This window comes from Legionella gresilensis, from assembly GCF_900639865.1.
GTDB lineage: Bacteria > Pseudomonadota > Gammaproteobacteria > Legionellales > Legionellaceae > Legionella_C > Legionella_C gresilensis.
The window spans coordinates 309481-332628 of the sequence record NZ_CAAAHX010000003.1 but is presented as its reverse complement, the minus strand read 5'-3'; the positions used below and the strand labels follow the sequence as shown (position 1 = coordinate 332628).

Here is a 23148-nt window from a genome sequence, read left to right as displayed (position 1 = left end):
AACTGCCATTGAGGGCCAATCTCATCCGAAAAAAGGTCTTCAAAGCCTGTCCTTATGTAGATGGGGATGCTCATGTACTTCTTGACACGGTACTTTTTCAGCCTTTTTTCAACTGACCTTGCCTCCTCATTGCCAGTTTCCAAAGAAGTTTGATATAGGAATTATAAATTTTAATTTTTGATAAACTTAAAGATCCAGAAAAATCTTTCTGGATCTATTAATTGAAGTTTTAACTCTACATTGATGGTGTGAAAGTAGTTTCCACGTTATGTTCGTTTAAAATTTGTTCTTTCTCATTAGGAATTTCTTCAATCGTAATGGTTTGTTTTTCTTGTAACTTAGTTATTAATTCTTGTAAATGAGGTAGATTTGGCTCTGAAGCAGTTATCCACTTTATTTTAGTTTCTTCCTCGCCTATTTTTATAACAAAACCTTCTTTCGTATGATTAATGATAATAGGCTTGGGTTCATAATCAGCTGCAATTATTTTTTCAAATTCTGGTAAATCCATAAATTGCAGCTCCATCCCATTAAGGACACGATGGCCATTGGTTAACGTAAAACCGGTCAGAAGTTCGTTTGCTGTACCACTGTAAGCTGCTGCAATTAATGAGCAAGCGCTACCAAGTAACTTCCAGCTTAAATCGAGAGACATACCAATACTCCAACCTAACTTTTTACCTAATAAGCCCATGGCAGAGCCTAAGAGATAAGCAAATGAAACGCCAAAAAATGTATCTAGCAATTTACCTGCATAAGTTGGTACAACTAACATAATACCCATACGAGATGCAGGGCCTAAAAATAAAACTAAACCACTAGCAAGAACAGCTGTAAAAGCTTGACGCATAGGTAGTAGAGAATAAGACTTAGAAGTCAAATCACCTAACAGCCATCCTACAGAAGTGCCTGTAGCTCGCAAAGGAAGCTCGAATAAAGGTATCGTAACAGAAGTAATAGGATAATCTTTATACTTGTTTTTAACAGGGTCAGAATAAGCTGCACATTGTTTTTTAATAAATAGATTAAATTGATTCCATTCAAACTCATTTATATATCTATTTTTAGAATTAGCCGTTGATGCTACTGATAATAATTTATTAACTTTAACTAACTCCATTTCAGAAATAAAATTTTGTGTTGTTGATAGACAACAGAGGTAAGATTCTTCATCTACTATATTATTGTGATTTAAAGATAAGGCCTCATCTAATAACTGCATGAGTATTGCATTGCTACCACTACGAATTGTATAGGTTTCATCAATTTGATTACGAACATAAAAAGTTATAGTAGCTAAAATTCGTAAAGCTAATAAATGTTCTTGAAACTCTTCAGTCGAGTTAAAATTTAAGTCAGGCTTCAATTTGGGTTTGAGTAGCGTTAACCAGTTTTCCATAAATGAGATTTGCTTAAGTCGAGTCTTTACATCTTTTTTACCGAAAAACAACGAAACTTTATAAGGATGCGGCGATGACTCTAAATTTAATTTAGTACGATTTTCGTAATCAGCGCGAAGGGTTTGTAACTTTGTCAAAAAACTATCAGTAAGTGTTAGATGCATTTTTACCTCACGTCCGTGGTTGAGATGAGTCTTTTTTATATTACGAGTGTTTATTTAAAAAATGCAATTTAATTATTTTTTTCTTTAAATTTTAGAGCAATATTTTGAAAAAATGTAACAAATGATATAGTTAATTCTCGTTAAAGTAAGGTAAAAGCATGCTACCATTGAAAAAAATTGCTTATTTATTAAGGCTGACTCAATGGAGTAAGGCTGCCTTTGTTTTTTTAGGCGTTATTTATTCTGGATTACCAAGCTATTTATTGCATGCTTTTCTAGCAGCGTTTGCATTTTGTTTATTATCAAGTGCAGTATATATATATAATGATTTACAAGATCGGGAACATGATAGAGTCCACCCGAAAAAATGTAGACGTCCTTTAGCAAGTGGTGAAATTTCTTTGGGGATGGCTCACGTTCTTTTAGTCTCTCTTCTATTTATGGGATTAGTTTTAGCTTGGAGCATTTCAAATTTACTTTTTCTAATTTTAATTTGTTATTTAATTATTAATCTTGCTTATAATTATGTTTTAAAAAAAGTTCCTGTTTTAGATGTTTTATGTATTGCAAGTGGTTTTATGCTTCGTGTTCTTGCTGGTACAGTAGGTATTGGTTTGCCTATATCTTGGTGGCTGACATGTACAGCCACTCTAATTAGCTTGTTTATTGCTTTTAGTAAGAGAAGTCTTGAAAAAAAATTGGGTTTAAATACTGAAACCCGAGTAGTATTAAAAAAGTACTCTCAAACAATGCTTAATAGTTTAATTATGCTTACCGGTGTAGGCTCGTTTCTTTCTTATTTGCTTTATACCATTCTTGTACGCGAGGAGGCTTTTTATTTTCTTATAACGCTCCCTTTTGCAGCAATTGGCATTTGGCGCTTTGCATGGCTGTCTGCTCGTCCTGCTGATAATGATGATCCTGTTTCTGTTTTTTTTCAGGATTCCTTATCACGTCTAAATTTATTAGTTTTTTTACTATTAACCTTCGTGGCGCTGGCAAATGGCTAATAAAAAATGGTTCCTATTATTTACAATTATTATTTTTATTTACTTAGTTGTATTGCAGATAAAGGCTATATGGCCTTTTACTATTGATGATATGTATATTAGCCTTCGCTATGCAAAGCATTTAGCAAATGGGCAAGGTTTATTATGGAACATTAATGAACCTTCTGTAGAAGGTTATTCCAATTTTAGTTTCGTTATACTAGCAGCGTTAGCGATCAAATTAAGCTTAAATCCTGTTATTGTGCTTAAATTTACCGGTTTAATAGGATTATTACTTTTAACTTTCAGTATTTATTTGCTTACTCGTCTATGGTTTACACCAATTTTAGCTTGTCTACCAAGTTTGGCAATTCTTGCTTATCGTGGGCAAATTATTTGGTCTGTAAGTGGCTTTGAGACAACGGTCTATCAAACATTAATTTGTTTTTCACTTATTGCCTTATTACATGCTCTAGGTTATCGATTGTACCCTAAGCAAGCGGACAAAGGGAGTCAGTCAGCTTTTATAATGAGTGGTATTTTATTAGCTTTAGCAAGCTTGACTAGGCCAGAAGGCCCTTTCTTTACCATACTATTTTATAGTATTGCCTGGTTTGATAGAAAAAATAAAAAAGGTATATTAGCTGGGCAATTAGCTTTTTTAGTTATCTATGTTCCTTATTTTATATGGCGCTTATATTATTTTGGGCAGTTATTTCCCAATCCTATTTATTGCAAGGGTTTAGTTGATTCTTATTTTGGTCAGATTGATAAAAATTATTTAAAGTTAGCTTGGCCCTTTTTCTTGTTAGCATTACCGGCCATATGGCAAGCGCAGGATCGGCGTCATTATTATTTTTGGTTGCCAAGTGTGCTTTATTTGCTACTTTTAATAAGTGCAGATCCACTTGTTGCTTTTGAAAATCGATTGTTTTTACCAGCTTTTGTTTTGCTTCTACCTTTAAGCTTGAAGGGATTGGGGGAAATTATTGCTTACTGCTTGCAAGATAAAGATCAAGGTAATTTTTATCAGGTGGCTTTAATAATTATCTCAATTTTGGTGGGATTTAGTTTTATACCCGTATTAAGCTTAGCAAATTTAAACTATTTTACCTTAAATCCTCAGAAAGGTGAGCGCTTAAGAAAGGATGTAGCAACATGGCTTGATAAAAATATATCAGGCGAAAGTCATGTTGTACTAGCTGATAGTGGGTTAATTCCTTATTATAGTTCTTTAGCTTTTATTGATTCTTTTTGCTTAAATAATAAAGATATGACAACGCTACCTCGTAAAACAATGTTAACTCAAGGATGCGAAAAAATTATTAAGCAAAAACCTGAAGTTATTATTTTGACATCTCTTATAGAGAAAGAAGTAACCTATCCTTCAGTAGATGCTTGTTTATATAACTATATAAAATTAAGCAAAACTTACAGATTTAGGATAGCTTTTCAAACTTCTGAGTCAAATCCCAGATATCGTTATGATATTTATACAGCATTGCATTAAAGATATAGTAAGGTAGACTTATTCTTTTGTGGGTTTGGATTAAAGATACTTAAATTTATAATCAAAGCAATCATGGCTAACTATATTAAATTATATAAAAGGATTAGATAACGAATGCAGACCCTAAGTGCACTTTTAATTAAGGTTTATAAAAAATTACCGGTAATTACGTTTGACGTGCTATCTATTCCTGTGGCTTGGTATTTATCTTACTGGTTAAGGTATAATATGAATCCGATGCCTAGTCATTTTAGGAGTGAACATTCTTTAGAAGCACTTTCTATCTTATTTATCTTTCAGGTTGGTTGTTATTATTATTTCAAGGTTTATCGGGGCTTATGGCGCTTTTCGTCAATTAATGATGTAATCCGAATTATCAAAGCAGTTATTACCGCAGTTATTTTAACCCTGCCTGGTCTTTATCTAGCGTCCCTTCTAGGATATATTCCACGTTCTGTTCTACCTTTATATAGTATAATTTTAACCACTTTACTCTGTGGTGGACGCTTAATTATGCGAGCTTATCGCGAGCGTAGTAATCGTAATCTAACGCAGACTTCCGTATATCGGGTTTTAATTATTGGCGCAGGGCATGCTGGCGAGAGCTTAGCACGAGATATGAAGCGTAATTCTACTTATGCACCGGTTGGTTTTGTTGATGATAATCCCAGTAAACGTGGTATGGAAATTCATGGAATTAGAGTTTTAGGCTCTTCTAGGGATTTACCAGAACTTGTATTAGCTTATGCAATTAATCTAATTTTTATAGCGCTTCCATCAGCTCGTTCAGCGGCTATGCGTCGAATCGTTAATCTTTGTGAGCAGTGTAAAGTTCCTTTTCAAACAACTCCTAGCTTATCTGATTTAGCTTCGGGTTTAGTTAAAGTTAACGCGTTGCGTGAAGTAAATATTGAAGACTTATTAGGTCGAGATCAGGTTCAATTAGATTGGAGTAGAATTGGAGCGGCTATTTACGATAAACCCATTGCTGTGACAGGCGGTGGAGGATCAATCGGTTCGGAATTATGTCGCCAAATTATGAAATTAAAGCCGAGTAAACTGCTTATTATAGATAATTCAGAATTTAATTTATACAGCATTGAGCAGGAACTTAGATTAGCCTATCCACACGCAGTGATTATGCCTGTGCTAACCTCTGTCACGGATCATATTGCAGTGAATTTTCACTTCAGTAAATTTAAGCCCAATATTGTTTTTCATACCGCAGCCTATAAGCATGTTCCTATGCTTGAAGATCAAATTAGGGTTGCTGTTCAAAACAATGTTTTAGGAACGCAAATTGTAGCTGAGGCTAGCGTTAATGTCGGCGCGAAGAAATTTATTTTAATCTCAACCGATAAAGCGGTAAATCCTACAAATGTCATGGGTACTACAAAACGCGTTGCCGAAATTTACTGTCAAAATCTTAATGAGCGGGTAGAAACTGAATTTATTACAGTAAGATTTGGTAATGTATTAGGATCAACCGGAAGTGTAGTACCATTATTTCAAAAGCAATTACAGATAGGTGGACCATTAACAGTTACCCATCCAGATATACAACGATATTTTATGACTATTCCAGAAGCTTGCCAGCTTATTTTGCAGGCTATGATTAATGGATCAGGAAGTGAGATTTTTGTTTTGGATATGGGTGAGCCAATTAAAATTAGTTATTTAGCTGAACAAATCATTCGTTTGGCAGGCAAGGTACCAGGGCAAGATATTCAAATAAAATATACAGGTTTAAGGCCTGGTGAAAAATTATTTGAAGAATTATTTCATGAATCAGAAGAATTAACTCAAACAGAGCATGAAAAACTATTTAAAGCAAAATTTCGTAAGCTTGATTGGCATGAGCTAAATCAAACAATTCGCTTATTAGCTTCTGCTTGTGATAAGCACAATAATGATGAATTACACATTTTATTAAAAAGTTTAGTACCGGAATTTAAATCACAAATGGACCCTGTTTTCTAAGATGTATTCTAAGTGATTTTACAGTCAAAATTTTTGCAGGCCAGAGATAGTTATTAGATTATACTGGTTTGGATACAATAAGTTGTAAATTAAGGATATATAAATATCTGGGGGAAGGGCGGGATTTGAGTGCAAGATGTGTCTACTATAGCCGTTTTTGCTAAGCGCTGAGCACTGCAACAATTGATTTGGGATACAACTTAAAGAAGGCCTTATAAATAAGGGATTTGCTTAACTCAAGGAATGTATCATATGATTGATAGAGTTCAAATCGAAGGGCGATTCAGCAGAGTAGCTGAAATTGCTCTACTGTTTATAGTCATTACAAGTTGCTCTGATCAAAAACCTTCTGCTGCTCCGCCTAAACATCAAGTTCCAGTTAGTGAGATTAAAACTTCGTATATTCCTGTCTATAAGGAATATATTGGTATTACGCAATCGATATCAAGTGTTGATATTCGTGCTCGCGTAGAAGGATTCTTAATTAAAATGAATTTTGTTGAAGGATCGATAGTTAAAAAAAATCAGCTATTGTTTGTTATTGATCCTAAACCCTTTGAAGCACAGCTTAATTTAGCTCAAGGTCAGCTTTCACGCAGTATTGCCGAAAAAGAATTTCAACAGCTTGAATTTTTAAGGTTAAAGGCCTTAGTTGCTAAAGGCGACGTTGCAAAAGCCCGTTTTGATCAGGTAAATGCACTATATAGAGAGGCGATAGCTCAGGTAGATATTCAAACAGCTAAAGTTGAACAAGCGAAAATTAATTTAAGCTACTGCTCTATGTATTCACCTATTGATGGCATTATTAGTCATAAATATGTTGATGTTGGCAATCTAGTCGGCGCCGGAGAAAAGACATTATTAGCTAATGTGGTTCAACTAAATCCAATTTATGTTGAATTTAACCCCAGTACAAGTGATTTTACAGAGCTACTGAAGTATCGCTCAAATATGCCTTTTAAAGTAGAAGTCACTTTACCTAATGATAAAAATAGCCGTTTCTATGGCAAAGTAGATTTAATTAATAATCAAGTTAACGTTTCTACTTCCACTATTTTAATGAGAGCTATTATTGATAATCCTAAGAATTTATTGTTACCAGGTATTTATGTTGATGTAAGGTTAACATTGGCTAATAAAAGTCCTGCTATTTTAGTGCCAATTGCTGCTGTGATGCAGAATCAAGAAATGCGTTCTGTTTATATTGTTACTTCTAATAATAAGGTCCAATCAAGAACTGTTACGGTTTCAGGACAACAAGATGAAAATTATATTATTACTGCAGGTCTTAAAGAAGGAGACAGAGTTATCTTAAACGGCTTACAAAAGCTTCAACCAGGTATGGAAGTGATACCTCAATTAGTTAGTAGGTAGGTACTAAAGACATGGTTAAATTTTTTATATACCGCCCTATATTTGCTATGGTAATTGCTATTTTGATGGTATTAGTGGGCGTTATTTGTATTTTTATTTTACCTGTCGCCCAATATCCTTCAATTGTTCCACCGGTTGTGCAAGTAAGTACTCAATATTTAGGTGCAGGTGCAAGTGTGGTTTCTGATACCGTCACAACGCCATTGGAGACAAACATTAACGGTGTAGAAGGTATGATTTATATGACTTCCTCCAGCACTAACAATGGCAATTCTAATATTAGTATTACTTTTGATGTGGGTTATGATGTTGATATTGCTGCAGTCGATGTTTTAAACGATACAAATACTGCTACCCCTTTATTACCTGAAACTGTTGTTAAATCGGGGGTTACTATCCAAAAGGCTTCAACTAGCTTGGTTGTCGTTGTTAATCTTTTAAGTAAAGATAATAGCCTTGAGCAATCATTCCTAAGTAACTATGGTCAAATTCAAGTAACGCCAGCGCTACAACGTATACCTGGGGTAGGAAGTGTAACTAATTTTGGTTTATTAGAATATTCTATTCGAATTTGGCTTGATCCAAATAAATTAGCAAGTATGAGTATTTCACCGCAAGAGGTTATTCGGGCGGTTGAAGAACAAAATCAGCAAGCAGCAGTGGGCGTTATTGGGCAGCCGCCTGTGCCAAAAAGCACACCATTTCAATATCAGCTTTCAACTTTGGGCCAACTAGATGAAACTGAACAATTTAAAGATATTATTGTTCGAGTTAAAGACAATGGCGAGATTGTTCGTATTAGAGATCTTGGTCGGGTTGAGATGGGCGCTGAAACTTATATGAATACTACTAATTTTAGTGGTAAGCCAACGGCGAGTATTGGTGTTTATCAGTTACCTGGTTCAAATGCTATACAAGTGGCGAATAATATTCGTCAAGTCATGAATGAATTAGAAAAAAGTTTTCCACCAGGCATGACATATACAATCGCCTACGATACAACTAAGTTTGTCCGTGAATCATTAAAAGAAGTTATTATTACTTTGTTTGAAGCAATTGTATTAGTGTTTATTGTTGTATTTGTTTTTCTGCAAAATTGGCGTACTACATTAATCCCATGTATTGCCATTCCTGTATCTTTAATAGGGACATTTGCTTTATTTAAGGTTTTTGGTTTTTCAATTAATATTTTAAGTCTTCTAGGTTTAGTATTAGCTATTGGTTTAGTTGTAGATGATGCTATTGTTGTTGTTGAAAACGTAGAAAAGAAACTTGAGGAGAGTTTTACAAATATAAGAGAAGCAACACTTGCCGCAACAAGAGAAGTTCAAGGTCCTATTATTGCAACCACCTTAATTTTATTAGCTGTCTTTGTACCCGTAGCATTCATTCCAGGTATGACTGGTAGGCTATATAATCAATTTGCTTTATCCATAGCATTCTCAGTTGCTTTATCAGGGATAAATTCTCTAACGCTTACCCCAGCCTTATGTGGGCTCTTGCTAAAACAAAAAAAAGAAAATAAATTTTTTATTTTACGTTGGTTTGAATTAGGCTATGAAAAATTACTTTATTATTATCAACGTGGTGTTAAGCATTGTATTAACTATCGCAAGTTAGTTTTAATCATCTTTGGGTTACTTACTGTATTAACTGCTTTGATTTTTTACTATCTCCCTACAGGTTTTATTCCAGATGAAGATCAAGGCTATTTTATAATAGTTGTTAAAGGCCCTGATGGCTCATCACTTTACCGTACAGAGCAAACAATTAATAAGGTACAAACTATTTTAAATAAAACGGAAGGTATAGCCAGTAGCATTGCTGTTAATGGCTATAACATTATTGATTCCATTAATGAACCAGATGCAGCAGCTGTGTTTGTTATATTAAAACCATGGGATGAACGTAAAACAGCCGAACTAAGTGTAACAGGTATTATGGCTACATTACAAAAGCAATTTGACAAAATTAATGATGCTATGATCTTTACAGTTAATGTACCTGCAATACCTGGTTTAGGCTCAGTTGGTGGTTTTCAGTTAGAAATTGAGGATAGAAATTATCAAGGTGTAGAGTTTTTAGCTAAAGCTGTGGGTCAATTCGTTGAAGAGGCAAAAAAGCGTCCTGAATTAAAAGGTGTCTTTTCTGATTTAAATACAAAAGTGCCTCAATTATATTTAGACATTGATAGAACAAGAGCGAAAGCACTTAATGTTTCAATTACTGATTTACTTATGACGTTGCAAACTTATTTAGGTGCTTATTATGTAAATAATTTTACAAAATATGGTCAAACATATCGAGTTTTGGTGCAAGCTGAAGGAAATGCGCGTGCTGAAGCAACAGATATTAATAAACTATATGTTAAGAGTGGTAAAGGAAAAATGATTCCTTTAGCAAGTTTAGTCAAAGTTAAATTAATAAATGGGCCCTTTAATATCCCTCATTATAATCTTTATACGGCAGCTACTGTTACTGGTGGCCCTGCACCTGGCTATAGTTCCGGGCAAGCATTAGCTGCAATAGAGGAAGTAGCAAAACAAGTGCTTCCATCCGGTATTGGCTATGAATGGACGGGCATTACCTATCAGCAATTAAAAGCTGGTAATCTGGCAGCGTTAATTTTTATGCTCTGTTTGGTATTTGTCTTTCTTTTTCTAGCCGCACTCTATGAAAGTTGGTCTATGCCCTTTATGATTTTGCTTACTGTGCCTTTAGCATTATTAGGTGCAGGCCTAGCTTTAATGATCCGTTCTTTAGCATTAGATGTTTATGCACAAATTGGCTTAGTTTTATTAATCGGTCTTGCTGCTAAGAATGCTATTTTAATTGTGGAATTTGCTAAAGATAAACGAGAAGCGGGTGCAAGTATTATTGCAGCTGCAACAGAAGCTGCACGTTTGCGCCTACGACCTATTTTAATGACTGCATTTGCCTTTGTATTAGGTGTTCTTCCCTTAGCAGTCGCTAAGGGTGCAGGTGCTGCAAGTCGTCATTCGATTGGCACGACAGTTTTAGGTGGAATGTTCGTAGCAACAATTTTAAGTCTATTAGTTGTACCTGTTTTTTATGTAGTTATTGAAAAAATACGTGAACGGCGCTTAGAAAGAAAAAGTATTACTAAAGATAACGAATAATAATGAGTGGCACTACATTTCAATGTTACTTAATAATGTTTAAATTTAGCCTAATTTTTTTTAGGAAAAATATCTTTAAATTGAATATGCTGGTTACGTTCCATAGCTTCAGATCTTCGTTTATGAAACCCACCGAAAATATAAATAAGAATGGGTACAACAAAGCTAGCAATGCCCATAAAAAATGCAATTTTATAAGTAGGGTCTTTATTCATACATAAAAACACTAAGCAAGCAACCATTAATAATATAGCAACGATACCTGTGTAGGGTGAGCCAGGTGTTTTATACTGTAAATCATCAGTTGTATAACCAGCTTGATAGAGACGCCGGCGAAAATTAATTTGTGCCCAACATAAGGAAATCCAAGCTGTTGCACCGGTAAAGCCTGAGACAAGTAGTAAAGCAATGTATAGAATAGATTGTCCAAAGAAATAACTTGTCGCTAGTAAAATCCAGATAGAAATAAGAGTGACAATACCTGCATTTTGCGGAACAAAATTGCGATTTAACTTGCTAAGAGGATGAGGTGCCATGCCATTGCGGGCTAGTGCATTAAGCGAGCGTACAATTCCATAAACCCCAGAATTGGAACAAGATAAAGCCGCTGTTAAAGTTACGAAACTTGTAGCTGCACCTGCCCAATGTAATCCATAAAAATTAAGTGCATCAGCAAATACAGAGTTATTAAGGCTTGCTTTTTGCCAAGGAAAGATGAGTACTAAACAAAAGACTGGAATAATATAAATAAATAGAATTCGATACGTTACGTTGCGTATAGCTCGTGGAATCATACGGGCTGGATCAATAGATTCACCTGCCGCAAGACCAATAATTTCAGAGCCTTGATAATTTACCAATAAAAGCACCATCGCCGTTAATAAGGCAAAAATACCATTAGGAAATAAGCCACCTTGATCAAATATAAACTTAGCGCCAATAATACTAGCTGGCTGAGGACCATGAATAATACCAAAAAATATTAAAATGGATAAAAAGACAAAAGCTACCAGAGCAACAATTTTAATAACGGCCAACCAAAATTCTATTTCTCCGAAAGTACCTACTTTAGCAATATTGACATACGTAATTAATAGTCCAAAAAGGACAGCCCATAGATAGCCATTTATACCGGTAAAATGCTCCATAATTATACCACCAGCTATACATTCAGCAGGAATATAAGCTACCCAACTTATCCAATAAGACCAACCAACACCACAGGCAACAGCCGGTGAAATAAATTCAGCAGTATAAGTAATAAATGAGCCAGAAATCGGAATAGCTACAGCCAGCTCGCCCATACATAGCATAGTTAAATAGATAATTAAACCACCTAGTATATAGGCAATAAAGACAGAAGGACCAACTTGATTGATTACAGCTCCAGTACCTAAAAAATAGCCTGAGCCAATAATTCCCCCAAGGGCAATTAATTGTACATGCCGGTCTTTTAAGCCGCGTTTATAACCACCATCATTAAGGGGTTTTTTAATAGATATGTTTTGGTCGGTCACTAACTTTATAATCTCAGGGTTGATAAATCAAATTGTGTAATAATTATCAAAATTGTCTATATTTTAAAAATTTACGGCTATAAAAAGTGATTTGTATAGGAAAAACCTTAAGAAGGCAAGATTTATTTTTTAAAATATTTGGAATATGAATAACTATATAAAATTATTATAAAAAAAAGGCCATACAATACAACTTATTTGCCGGCAGATTAATAAAATTAAGGAATGGTTAAATGGCGGAGAGAGAGGTATTCGAACCCTCGATACGTTTTACCGTATACACACTTTCCAGGCGTGCGCCTTCGACCGCTCGGCCATCTCTCCTTTGCCGCAAGAATAGCTGTTTAGATGGCTAAAATCAATCCCGAAGATTCGTCTATCTATTGATTTAGAAACCGAAGGCTAAATAAGTAGATTGACTTTAATTAAATTAATTTAAAAAGGTAAACTTCCTAATTAGTTATAGTTTATACTTAATTTATAAAATTTATTTAGATTAAATTTATGAAAAAACAACTTCTCCTAGGTTTAAGCGGTATATTATTTTCTAGTCAGCTTCTTGCCTTTCAGTGTTATTTTACTTTAGTAAAAGATACGTGTTGGACAGATTATACTGTGACAGTAAAAGTGTTAGATGCAGTTAATAATAATACTAATTTGTTAACTATTACTGTACCTAAAGGACAAGCTTGGGCAAGGCAAGCCTTTACTTGTCAACCAAATCAGAAGTTGCTCTATCAAGCTTCCTTTGAGCCCTATATTTGGGAGAATCAAAAGGATGAAGTTTATAATGCTATTAATTACTGGACTTTACCTATGGCAGCTAAGAAAGGTGAAACTGCTTGGGAAATACCAGTTTGTTATCCTAAGGCATTTTCAGAGGTACCACTTCCTCCGCAGGCAACTAATAATTGCGCCTGTAACTTTAGCCAAGTACCACCGATTCCACCTAAAAAACTTGATTAGAGTCAAACCCGTTTTAATAGACTTCTTTGGAAACACGCTACAGAGTTTCCGAAGAAGTCTAATAGCTTTATTTATAGGAGTTAGGTATTATCTTCTTAACTTAATTACCAAATGAGATAGCCCCTTTGCCTACATTAAGACAACAAATTGCCCAAATGCTTATTATGGGCTTTAATGGTCTTCAAATCGATTCATCCAATCGAGTTAGTAATTGGTTAACAAATGAGGGTATAGGCGGTGTTATTCTTTTTGATAAAGATGTTACAACTAATCTTCCTGTAAAAAATTTAGTTGATGTAAAGCAAATTATACAATTAACCCAGCAATTAAAAAAATATACTAAGGCAAATCATTCGTTTGGCCATCTACCTTTATTGATTGGAGTTGATTATGAAGGTGGAGCTGTTGATAGATTAAAAAATATTGCTGGCTGCCCTTTAACATTTTCTCCAGAGCGAATGGCTGGGCTATCGGAAGACGAGTTTGTTAAACTAACTTCTCAAATGGCATCATTTTTAAAAAAATTAGGATTTAATTTAAATTTTGCTCCATCAGTTGACTTAGATCTTAATAAACAGGAAGGGATTATTGGCAAATTAGGCCGAAGTTTTTCTGCTGATCCCAAAAAAGTTATTAAGTATGCAGAGCTCTTTGTAGCTACTTTTGCTAAGCATAATATTAATTGTTGCTATAAGCACTTTCCAGGACATGGTAGTGCCACAGGTGATACTCACACAGGTTTTGTCGATGTCACTACTACCTACAAAGAGGAGGAACTTTATCCTTATAAGGCTTTAGCTACGTCACAATCCACTATACCTACTATGATTATGACTGCACATGTTATTAATCGTCACCTAGATACAAGTGGAATACCGGCAACTTTATCTAAAATCATGTTAACTGATTTACTGAGAAAGACATTTGGTTTTAGTGGTGTGATTGTAAGTGATGATTTACAGATGCAAGCCATTAGTCAGTATTATTCAATGGAAGAAAAGCTTTGTCTTAGTATTAATGCTGGCGCTGATATGCTTATTTTCGCTAATCAATTAGGAAGCAATGATGCTTCTGAAGTTATTGATACAATAGTCCGTTTAGTCGCTGACAAGGCGATTCCTGTAAATCGCATTCATGAATCGTATCAACGAATTTTGAATTTAAAGCAAGCTCACTGGGTTACAGCTTAGAAAACTGCTTGATTTGCTTATCAATTATGTTAAAATATGTCCTTAATGTTTAAAAAGAAATCAATAAGGTGTCTATGGATAAGTTTAATTTAATGACAGGATATTTTATTTGCACTCATGCTTATTGCTGTTGTTGTTCTAGTTGCTGCTGCTAATTCCTTACGTCATTAATTAATTTATCAGTATTGTAGGTAGTCTTCATGTGTGCAAAAACTCAAAAAAATAACTTCTGGGTAAGTCCTCTTTTTTTATATTCTTTAATGATTATTTTAGGGCTATTAAGTGGCTGGTCTGGTAGTCCTGAATTAAAAGCATTGGGTTTATTTATTTCTGATGTTTTCATTCGAATATTTAAATGTATTAGTCTCCCAATTATTGCTTTATCAATTATTGTAACTTTATCCAGTTATCGTACAGATGGTTCAATGCGTTCTGTGTGGCGTCGGGCTATGACATATACGCTAGGTACAACATTTGTTGCTGCAACTATAAGTTGTTTATTATATATATCAATTAAGCCAGGATTGATAGAGTCTTTTACCCAACCAGTTTTAAGTAAAGATAATAATCAATTGACTTATCTAAGTTATATTAGTCACTTAATTCCATCTAATATTCTTTCACCTTTTTTGGAACAGCAAGTCTTAGGTGTGCTTTTAATTGGAATTATTTTCGGAGTTGCTATTCGCTTTATTCCTGAGCCTGAATCGCGCCAAGCCATCACCTCTTTTTTTAAAGGAGCGCATGGCATGTTTATGGTTATTACAAGTTGGATCATTAGAATTATCCCGCTTGGCCTTTATGGCTTTATAACGACTACAATGATTCAACTACGTGATGGAATGACTATCAAAGGAATTGGGGAATACCTATTAATAATTATATTAGCTAACCTTATTCAAGGCTTTATTATTTTACCTTTGTGGTTAAAATCGCAAGGTATTAAACCCTTTAAAGCTATGAAAGGTATGTTGCCTGCGCTGTCAGTTGCTTTTTTCTCCAAGTCCTCTGTTGGTACATTACCTGTTACTATGGAAACGGCAGAAAAAAACTTAGCTGTTAAGCCGGAGGTAAGCCGCTTTGTTTTACCCCTATGCACCAGTTTAAATATGAATGGTTGTGCTGCATTTATTTTTGCCACAGTTATTTATTTAATGCAAAATCATGGCATTGTTATTTCTTTACCTAGCATGGCACTCTGGGTTGTTATTGCCACAGTAGCAGCAATTGGGAATGCTGGGGTCCCTATGGGATGTTTTTTCTTAAGTGCAAGTTTACTTGCTAGCATGAATGTCCCAATTACTTTAATGGGTATTATTTTACCCTTTTACAGCCTAATTGATATGTTAGAAACTGCTTTAAATGTTTGGTCGGATTCTTGTGTCGCTAAAGTTGTAGATGAAAAATTAAGCCGAGCTAAAGTTGATGTTTCTAGTGAGGCAAATCTAGAGTTAAAAGTAGTATAAATTACTTTTAATTTTAATAATGTCTCTCGAATCTTTTTGCGTAGTTAGAGCTGAGACACATCGCTGGATCCCGCGGACAAGCCGCGGGAAGTAGGGATAGAGAAGAAAATCAAGTTAACTTCCTTACGTTCCGCTTATGACCTCTAGATTGTTCCACTCGCGCCTACGTTCTGCGACTTGTTCGCGGAATCCAGAATTAAGTCACTTTATTGGATGTGTTAGATACGCGCATAGGGGCACAGAGAGAAAATAGGCTGTTTTGACAAAATTTATGATAATATCTGCATGCTGATAGCATAATAAATTTTACTTAAAGTTTCTAAATCCTTAAGAGATATACATTCATTTACTTGATGAATTGTCTGATTAAGAGGCCCTAACTCAATCACTTCTACACCATAAGGTGCAATAAAACGTCCGTCAGAAGTTCCTCCATCTGTAGAAAGTTCAGGGGAGGTACCAGTAAATTCGGTAACAGCTTGGATACAGCTTTCAATTAATTTACCTTGACCAGTTAAAAAGGGTTCACCATTTAAACGCCAATTTAATAGCGCATTTATACCATGTTTTTCGAAACAGTTTGCAACTTGCATTTTAAGGCTATCGGCTGTCTGTTCAGTTGAGAAGCGAAAATTAAATTGCAGCTGTAATTCACCGGGAATAATATTTTCGGCATGACCACCTGATTGAACATGCGTGACTTGAAAAGAAGTAGGTGGAAAAAATTCATTCCCTTCATCCCAACGTGTACTCACCAATTCTTTTAAAGCAGGCGCTAATAAATGAATAGGGTTTTGCGCAAGTTGAGGGTAAGCAACATGGCCTTGTTTACCTTGTAATGTAAGTTGACCAGTTAATGAGCCACGACGGCCAACTTTAATAACATCGCCAATAACATTTTTGCTTGATGGTTCACCAACCACGCAGTAAGTAGGATGAATGCCACGATTCTTCAATTCACTCATTACATAAGGGGTGCCTAAGTTAAACAAACTCCCTTCCTCACCGCTTGTAATTAAAAAGCCCAAGCTACCTTTAAAGAGATGCTTATTTGCAATAAAATGTTTGGCCATAACCATCATTGCAGCTAAGCTTCCTTTCATATCTGCTGTGCCTCGACCGTAAGCTAAGCCATTTTTTTCAACGAGTTCAAAGGGGTTAGTATGCCATTGTTCTTCATCACCAGTAGGAACAACATCGGTATGGCCAGCAAAAACCAGTAAAGGGGCTTCGCTACCAAAATAAGCAAAAAAATTAGCAACTGGCGGGTTATTAAGTGGTAAACAGGTAAAGCCAAGCTGATTAAAAAAATTAATCATATAGCCTTGACAACCATTATCCTCTGGGGTAATTGATTTAAATCGTACTAGCTCAGCTAATAAAGAGTGAATCAAAGTCATTATTGATAGTCTCTCAGCAGTTCGTTAATACTTACCTTTGCCCTCGTTTTTTCATCAACTTGTTTTACAATAACAGCACAATATAAACTATGGCTGCCATCTTCACTGGGTAAATTACCAGGTACAACTACTGAACCGGCTGGAATTCGTCCATAAGTAACGGTGCCGGTTTGACGATTATAAATTTTAGTGCTTTGTCCTAAAAAAACGCCCATTGATAAAACTGAGTTTCTTTCAACAATAACCCCTTCTACTACTTCAGATCGTGCGCCTATAAAGCAATTATCTTCAATAATAGTAGGATTAGCTTGTAAAGGCTCTAATACGCCGCCAATACCCACACCACCTGATAGATGAACATTTTTACCAATTTGAGCACAGGAACCAACGGTAGCCCAAGTATCTACCATAACGCCTTCATCAATATAGGCACCAATATTAACATACGAGGGCATTAAGATCGTGTTTCTGGCAATAAATGCACCTTTACGCACCATGGCATGCGGTACGACACGAATTTGTGCTTCCTGCCATTGACCAATATTATAATTTGAAAATTTAAGCGGTACTTTATCATAAAATTGGCAGAAACCAGCCTCAATCTGCTGATTAGGATATAATCTAAAGGACAATAATACGGCCTTTTTTAACCACTGATGAGTTACCCACTCGTTATTAATACATTCAGCTACGCGATAATGTCCTTGATCTAGTTCGCTTAATACTTCATCTACAGCCGATAAAAGTTCCTTTGATATATTATCTAAAGTTAACTGTTGCCGTTTTTCAAATCCTTCGTTAATAATTTTTTCTAATGAGTTCATGATAAGAATTATAAAAAGAGGTTTGGTTAGTATACTTAATCTCTCTTAAGAATGAAGTAGCACAGGAATAAAAAATAGATGCTCACCTAGTGAGCATCTATTGGCATCAACTTAAGAACTGCGCTGCCCTTCTCGCAGGCGGGAATCCATTTCTATGTAGGTACAGTGCAAGTGTTAAGATAGATTGCCACCTGCGAGGAAATGACAAAATTTTTAAGTTGATGCCATTAAGTGAGTATTTGCTTTTTAAACTTAGGTTATAACGAATGGGACTGCAGTCTTCCTATTAACTTATCTTTCTCTTCCCATTGTTGATTTAACCAATCTCGAAATTCTAATTGCTTGTTTTCATCATAAGCTAAAGATTGATCAAAAAACTTATTAGGAATAGGAATTTGCCTTAATTTAACGTAAATTGTATCGATACGATGACAGAGGAAATCCCATAAAGAGGGCGCTTTGGTTGAATACACAATTGTAAGATCGGTAATCGTTTTAATCCGATCTTCTAATGCACTGATTACAAAACTTATACCGCCGGCTTTCGGTTTTAATAAAAAATTGTAAGGTGATTTCTGGCTGGTTTTTTTCTCGGAATTAAACCTTGTACCTTCAATAAAATTCATAACTGCTGAGGGTGTATTTTTAAATAAGGTCATAGCTTTATTGGTAGACGCTAAATCTTGTCCCTGTTTCTTAGGATTTTTTGCTAAATATTCCTTAGAATAACGCTTCATAAAGGGACAACCCATAGCCCACCAGGCAAACCCTAATAGAGGGACCCATTTTAATTGATCTTTAATGAAAAATTTTAAAACGGGGATTTTTCGATTTAATATATAATGCAAAACAACGATATCTAGCCAACTTTGATGGTTTGCTACAACTAAATACCAATTATTATTAGTCAAATTTTCTAAACCACTTACTTGCCAATTTACTTTGTTAGTTAAATTAATATACCGATTATTAATACCGCACCAGTAAGTTGTGATCTTGTCGATAAGCTTGGTACAAAAAATACGCCAACGCAAATTAGGAAAGAGTTTTAGTATGCCAACTATAAGAATGGGAATAAAAAAAACAACTGTCGATAAAATTAATAGCAAAACAGCTAAAATACCATGCCACTGGCTACCTTTTTTCTGCTGCATTCCATCTTACTCCTTACTTTAACTTAATGCATAATCTAAATCAGCAATCAAATCTTCAATATATTCAATTCCTACTGACAAACGTACAAAACCATCAACAATACCTAAGATCTTTCTTGTTTCAGGAGGAATTGATGCATGAGTCATAATAGCTGGATGTTCAATTAAGCTTTCTACGCCTCCTAAGCTTTCTGCCAGAGTAAAAACATGACAGCGCTGTAGGAAGCGCTGAGTAGATGCTAAATCTCCATCTAGCACAATTGATATCATACCGCCAAAAGCTTGCATTTGTTTCTGAGCCAGTTCGTATTGCGGATGACTGGGTAAACCTGGATAAATAACTTGTTTAATTTTAGGATGTTGTTCAAGCCATTGGGCAAGCGCCATAGCATTTTCACAATGGCGCTGCATACGAATTGCAAGCGTTTTTAAGCTACGTAGAAGCAAAAAACTATCAAAAGGACTAGCAATAGCACCGCAAGAATTTTGCAAAAATGCAATTTTTTCAATTAATTCAGGGTTATCACCAACCACAACAGCACCACTAACAACATCAGAATGACCATTAATGTATTTGGTCGTTGAGTGTAAAGTAATGTCAAAACCTAGTTCCAGCGGTCGTTGTATCCAAGGTGTAGCGAAGGTATTGTCAGCAATTGAAAGTAGATGATGTTTTTTAGCTAATTGAGCAATCTCAGCAAGATTTGCTAGTTTAAGCATAGGATTAGAAGGGGTTTCTACCCAAATCATCCGTGTGTTAGGCTGAATAGCATTAGCAATAGAATCTGAGTCAGTCATATCTACAAAAGTAAAAGATAAGCCTGAAGTACGTGTCTTGACCTTATCAAATAAGCGATAAGTACCGCCATATAAATCATTGGTAGCAATAACATGATCGCCTTGATTTAAGAGATCAATAACTGTATTAATTGCAGCCATGCCTGAAGCAAATGCAAAACCTTGCTTGCCTGATTCTAAACTAGCTAAACATGCCTCATAAGTAAAGCGAGTAGGATTTTTAGTCCGCGAATACTCATAACCTTGATGGATACCAGGTGCTTCTTGTTTATAAGTTGAGGTTGCATAGATAGGGGTCATAACGGCACCTGTTGAAGGGTCAGCCTGCTGCCCTGCGTGAATGGCACGTGTATCAAAATGATTTTTGTCCATTAATATTCCTATTTTTAGAATTAAGCAAAACTTAAGAATGCAGTATATACTTTAATTGATATAGTAAACGCGTATCTTGTTAAAAATTATTTTTAATAGTCGCTAACAAGGTTGTTATTTTAGTGAGGGATCGATGCGTAGGCAAGAAATCGACTATCAAAAAGTTGCCTTAGCAGCTGAAACAGTAAAGAAACGCGGTATAGAGCCATCACTAACCAATGTTTGTGAAGAGTTAGGTATTGTTACTATCACACCAAACCTCCCTACCTTATTAGAAAAATGGTATCACTCTCAGCCTGAGTTTCAACGCAAAAAGCAAAGCCCTTTATCAGAAAATATTCAAGTAAATACAAGCGCCATTGTTGAAAAAAATGTTGAGCTTGAAAAGTCGCTGTCTTTATTACGTGCTACGCTAGAGTGTACTGCTGATGGAATTATGATGGTTAATGGCAAAGGCCAAGTGGTTGATTGGAATCAAAAGTTTGTAGAAATGTGGCGTATTCCATCTCACATGCTCGAGTCTGGTACAGAAAGTATTGGATTTGAATATATTTTAGAGCAATTAAGTAACCCCGAAGCAGTTATTGCTGATGTACAATTTTTATATGAAAATCCTGATTGGCAAGGTGAGCTGCCGTTAATTTATTTTAAAGATGGCCGGATTTTTGCTCGCTACACTCAGCCGCAACGTATTGGTTCAGAAATTGTTGGCCGCGTTTATAGCTTTCGTGATGTTACCCAGCGTCAAATGGCAGATGAAAGTCTTCGTGTTCGTGAAAGGGCCATCGAAGCAAGCACCCATGGGGTGGCCATTATCGATATTCATAAAGAAAATTTTCCTATTATCTATATTAATAAGGCATTTGAGAGAATTACCGGATTTAATGAAAAGCAAATTTTAGGTCAGAATTTGGCTTATATTCATGGGAAAAAAATCGATCAAGCTAACTATAAACGAATTACTTTAGCGATTAAAGAATTAAGAGAGGAAACGGTTGAGCTGGAAACTTCAAGGCGTTCAGGTGAAGTGTATTGGTGTGAAATGAGCGTAGCGCCAGTGGCAGATCCTTCAGGAAACGTTAAACATTATGTTTGCCTTATCAACGATATAACTGAACGGCGCGAAATGGAACAGCAGTTGCTTATGCAGGCAACCCATGATTCTTTAACTGAGTTACCTAATCGCGTTTTATTGATGGATAGGGTAGAGCAAGCTATTTTACAAGCAAAGAAAAAAAATACCATCCTTGCTTTTTTATTTCTAGATCTCGATCGATTTAAATTTACCAATGATACATTAGGTCATAGTATTGGCGATAAATTATTACAAGCTGTTTCAAATCGACTACTTATTGCAACAAATGATTTTGATACAGTCGCTCGTTTAGGGGGCGATGAGTTTGTTATTCTTCTCCAAGATATCCATTCTGAAAAACAAGCTGAACAAACAGCGGATGAAATATTGAACTTAATTGAAAAACCCTTTCAAATTGGCCAGCATAATTTAAAAATTACTGGCAGCATTGGCATTAGCTATTATCCCAAAGATGGTATTGATTACGAAACCCTTATGAAGAATGCTGACTTATCGATGTACCATGCAAAAGACAGTGGTCGTAATAGCTATCGTGTCTTTGAACAAGAAATGAATAAGCGTGTTGTTAATCGTATGCAGCTTGATAATGCGTTAAGAGATGCTTTAAAACGCAATGAGTTTTATTTAGTTTATCAACCGCTTATGGATTTAAGAAAAAATAGTATTGTAGGCTTTGAAGCGTTAATCCGTTGGCATAGTCATATTTTAGGTCAAGTATCACCTGCTGAATTTATTGGTACCGCTGAGGAAAATGGCTTAATTGTCGATATTGGTAAGTGGGTTTTAGAAGAGTCATGTAAACAATTGGTCGCTTGGCATAAAGAAGGTTATAAAGACTTAAGTATTGCTGTCAATATTTCAGGTCGGCAATTTAGACAAACAAAGTTACCCGAATTAATACAAAAAATTCTAATGAAATCAGGTTTACCTGCCTCTTATCTTGAACTAGAGCTTACCGAAAGTTTATTAGTTGATGATGTTAAGCATGCCGTAGAAACCATGTATCAATTACGTGAGATGGGTGCAAAATTAGTGATCGATGATTTTGGTACAGGTTATTCAAGTTTGTCTTATTTAAAGCAATTTCCTGTTAATAAATTAAAAATTGACCGGTCATTTATTAGCGAATTAGTAAATAAAGAAAATGATGCTGCTATTGCTAGAGCAATTATTAATTTAGGTCACAGCCTCAACCTTGAGGTGCTTGCTGAAGGCGTGGAAAGTGAGCTACAAAAAGAATTTATCATCAAACATGGCTGCGATTACGCTCAAGGCTATTATTTTAAGCCGCCTAATAAGCCCAATGAGCTAAAAGAATTTTTAGAACAAAATAGTTTGCCACAACTTGATGCAACTTAGTTTTTTATTTTCATTTTAAGCTTATGCCAAGAAAACAAGTAAACTAACTTACTCTAAATTTATGGTTAGAATTTAGTCATAAGTCTATACACCTACTATATTTAATATAGTGTATTGTTAAGTAGGGGTATAATTATGGCTGATGAAAAGTATGAAAAGGGTCTTAAGCAATATAAATCTATTGATAAAGAATCAGAAAGTTTTCAAAAGTTATTAAAAAAGGTACAAGATGCCGGGCTTTTAGTGTTTGGTCAGGATTTAGCACGCTATCGTAAGTCTTTGATAAAAGAAAATCCATCACTCACGAAAGAAAAAGTTATGAATTATGCTATGGAGCCTGATTTAGTCGGATCTGCGGATTATTTTTGCTTAGATGCAGCAAGGGAAGCCTTGCAGAGTGAAAATAACAGAGGGAAACATATCAAGTAATTAGAAAAAAGACTTCAGCA

16 protein-coding genes and 1 tRNA gene are annotated in these 23148 nt (G+C 35.2%); 10 read left to right on the top strand and 7 right to left on the bottom strand.

Translation table 11 applies throughout. The annotated features are described in order from the left end of the window. Positions 1-235 precede the first annotated feature (235 nt). A complete protein-coding gene (locus E1P04_RS05095) occupies positions 236-1564 on the bottom strand; it encodes a hypothetical protein (protein ID WP_131781836.1) in 1329 nt (442 codons plus the stop codon). A gap of 158 nt (positions 1565-1722) precedes the next feature. Between E1P04_RS05095 and E1P04_RS05090 the strand changes: the two genes are divergently transcribed. The 5 genes from E1P04_RS05090 to E1P04_RS05070 all read left to right on the top strand — a co-directional run bounded on the left by E1P04_RS05090 (position 1723) and on the right by E1P04_RS05070 (position 10557). Next, complete coding sequence (locus E1P04_RS05090) at positions 1723-2574, top strand: decaprenyl-phosphate phosphoribosyltransferase (RefSeq protein ID WP_131781835.1); 852 nt, start codon at positions 1723-1725, stop codon at positions 2572-2574. Next, entirely contained in the window at positions 2567-4063 is a 1497-nt protein-coding gene (locus E1P04_RS05085) for a protein LphB (protein ID WP_131781834.1), read from the top strand. Before E1P04_RS05090 ends, E1P04_RS05085 begins: the two co-directional genes overlap by 8 nt. 114 nt (positions 4064-4177) lie before the next feature. Beyond that, entirely contained in the window at positions 4178-6043 is a 1866-nt protein-coding gene (locus E1P04_RS05080; RefSeq protein WP_131781833.1) for a polysaccharide biosynthesis protein, read from the top strand. A gap of 252 nt (positions 6044-6295) precedes the next feature. Beyond that, on the top strand, positions 6296-7417 hold the full coding sequence (locus E1P04_RS05075) for an efflux RND transporter periplasmic adaptor subunit (RefSeq protein ID WP_165482682.1): 1122 nt from the start codon (positions 6296-6298) through the stop codon (positions 7415-7417). Between the two features lie 11 nt (positions 7418-7428). Then, positions 7429-10557 carry an efflux RND transporter permease subunit gene (locus E1P04_RS05070; RefSeq protein WP_131781831.1) on the top strand — a complete coding sequence of 1043 codons (3129 nt, stop codon included), beginning with the start codon at positions 7429-7431 and terminating at the stop codon, positions 10555-10557. A 50-nt stretch (positions 10558-10607) separates the two neighbouring features. On the opposite strand, the gene E1P04_RS05065 is transcribed toward E1P04_RS05070, so the two are convergent. Next, positions 10608-12074, bottom strand: coding sequence for an amino acid permease (locus E1P04_RS05065; RefSeq protein ID WP_131781830.1), 1467 nt, complete (start codon positions 12072-12074; stop codon positions 10608-10610). A gap of 234 nt (positions 12075-12308) precedes the next feature. Beyond that, positions 12309-12398, bottom strand: a tRNA-Ser gene (locus tag E1P04_RS05060). A 180-nt stretch (positions 12399-12578) separates the two neighbouring features. On the opposite strand from E1P04_RS05060, the gene E1P04_RS05055 reads away from it, so the two are divergent. The 3 genes from E1P04_RS05055 to E1P04_RS05045 all read left to right on the top strand — a co-directional run bounded on the left by E1P04_RS05055 (position 12579) and on the right by E1P04_RS05045 (position 15696). Then, positions 12579-13040 (top strand): hypothetical protein, encoded by a 462-nt coding sequence (locus tag E1P04_RS05055; protein ID WP_131781829.1) that lies wholly within the window; start codon positions 12579-12581, stop codon positions 13038-13040. A gap of 125 nt (positions 13041-13165) precedes the next feature. Then, positions 13166-14230, top strand: a complete 1065-nt coding sequence (locus E1P04_RS05050) for a glycoside hydrolase family 3 N-terminal domain-containing protein (protein ID WP_131781828.1) — start codon at positions 13166-13168, stop codon at positions 14228-14230. A 200-nt stretch (positions 14231-14430) separates the two neighbouring features. Then, the gene (locus E1P04_RS05045; protein ID WP_131781827.1) at positions 14431-15696 is read left to right on the top strand and encodes a dicarboxylate/amino acid:cation symporter; all 1266 of its coding nucleotides are present in this window, start codon (positions 14431-14433) and stop codon (positions 15694-15696) included. Between the two features lie 269 nt (positions 15697-15965). Here the strand turns inward: E1P04_RS05045 and dapE are convergent, their stop codons facing one another. The 4 genes from dapE to E1P04_RS05025 all read right to left on the bottom strand — a co-directional run bounded on the left by dapE (position 15966) and on the right by E1P04_RS05025 (position 20244). Continuing rightward, positions 15966-17096, bottom strand: a complete 1131-nt coding sequence (gene dapE / locus E1P04_RS05040) for a succinyl-diaminopimelate desuccinylase (protein ID WP_131781826.1) — start codon at positions 17094-17096, stop codon at positions 15966-15968. After that, entirely contained in the window at positions 17096-17920 is an 825-nt protein-coding gene (gene dapD, locus E1P04_RS05035; RefSeq protein ID WP_131781825.1) for a 2,3,4,5-tetrahydropyridine-2,6-dicarboxylate N-succinyltransferase, read from the bottom strand. Before dapD ends, dapE begins: the two co-directional genes overlap by 1 nt. Positions 17921-18177: 257 nt before the next feature. Further along, complete coding sequence (locus E1P04_RS05030; protein ID WP_131781824.1) at positions 18178-19074, bottom strand: 1-acylglycerol-3-phosphate O-acyltransferase, YihG family; 897 nt, start codon at positions 19072-19074, stop codon at positions 18178-18180. Between the two features lie 18 nt (positions 19075-19092). Beyond that, positions 19093-20244 (bottom strand): cystathionine gamma-synthase, encoded by a 1152-nt coding sequence (locus E1P04_RS05025; RefSeq protein ID WP_131781823.1) that lies wholly within the window; start codon positions 20242-20244, stop codon positions 19093-19095. Positions 20245-20377: 133 nt separating this feature from the next. On the opposite strand from E1P04_RS05025, the gene E1P04_RS05020 reads away from it, so the two are divergent. Beyond that, positions 20378-22699 (top strand): EAL domain-containing protein, encoded by a 2322-nt coding sequence (locus E1P04_RS05020; protein ID WP_131781822.1) that lies wholly within the window; start codon positions 20378-20380, stop codon positions 22697-22699. A gap of 135 nt (positions 22700-22834) precedes the next feature. Beyond that, on the top strand, positions 22835-23128 hold the full coding sequence (locus E1P04_RS05015) for a hypothetical protein (RefSeq protein WP_131781821.1): 294 nt from the start codon (positions 22835-22837) through the stop codon (positions 23126-23128). Positions 23129-23148: the final 20 nt, after the last annotated feature.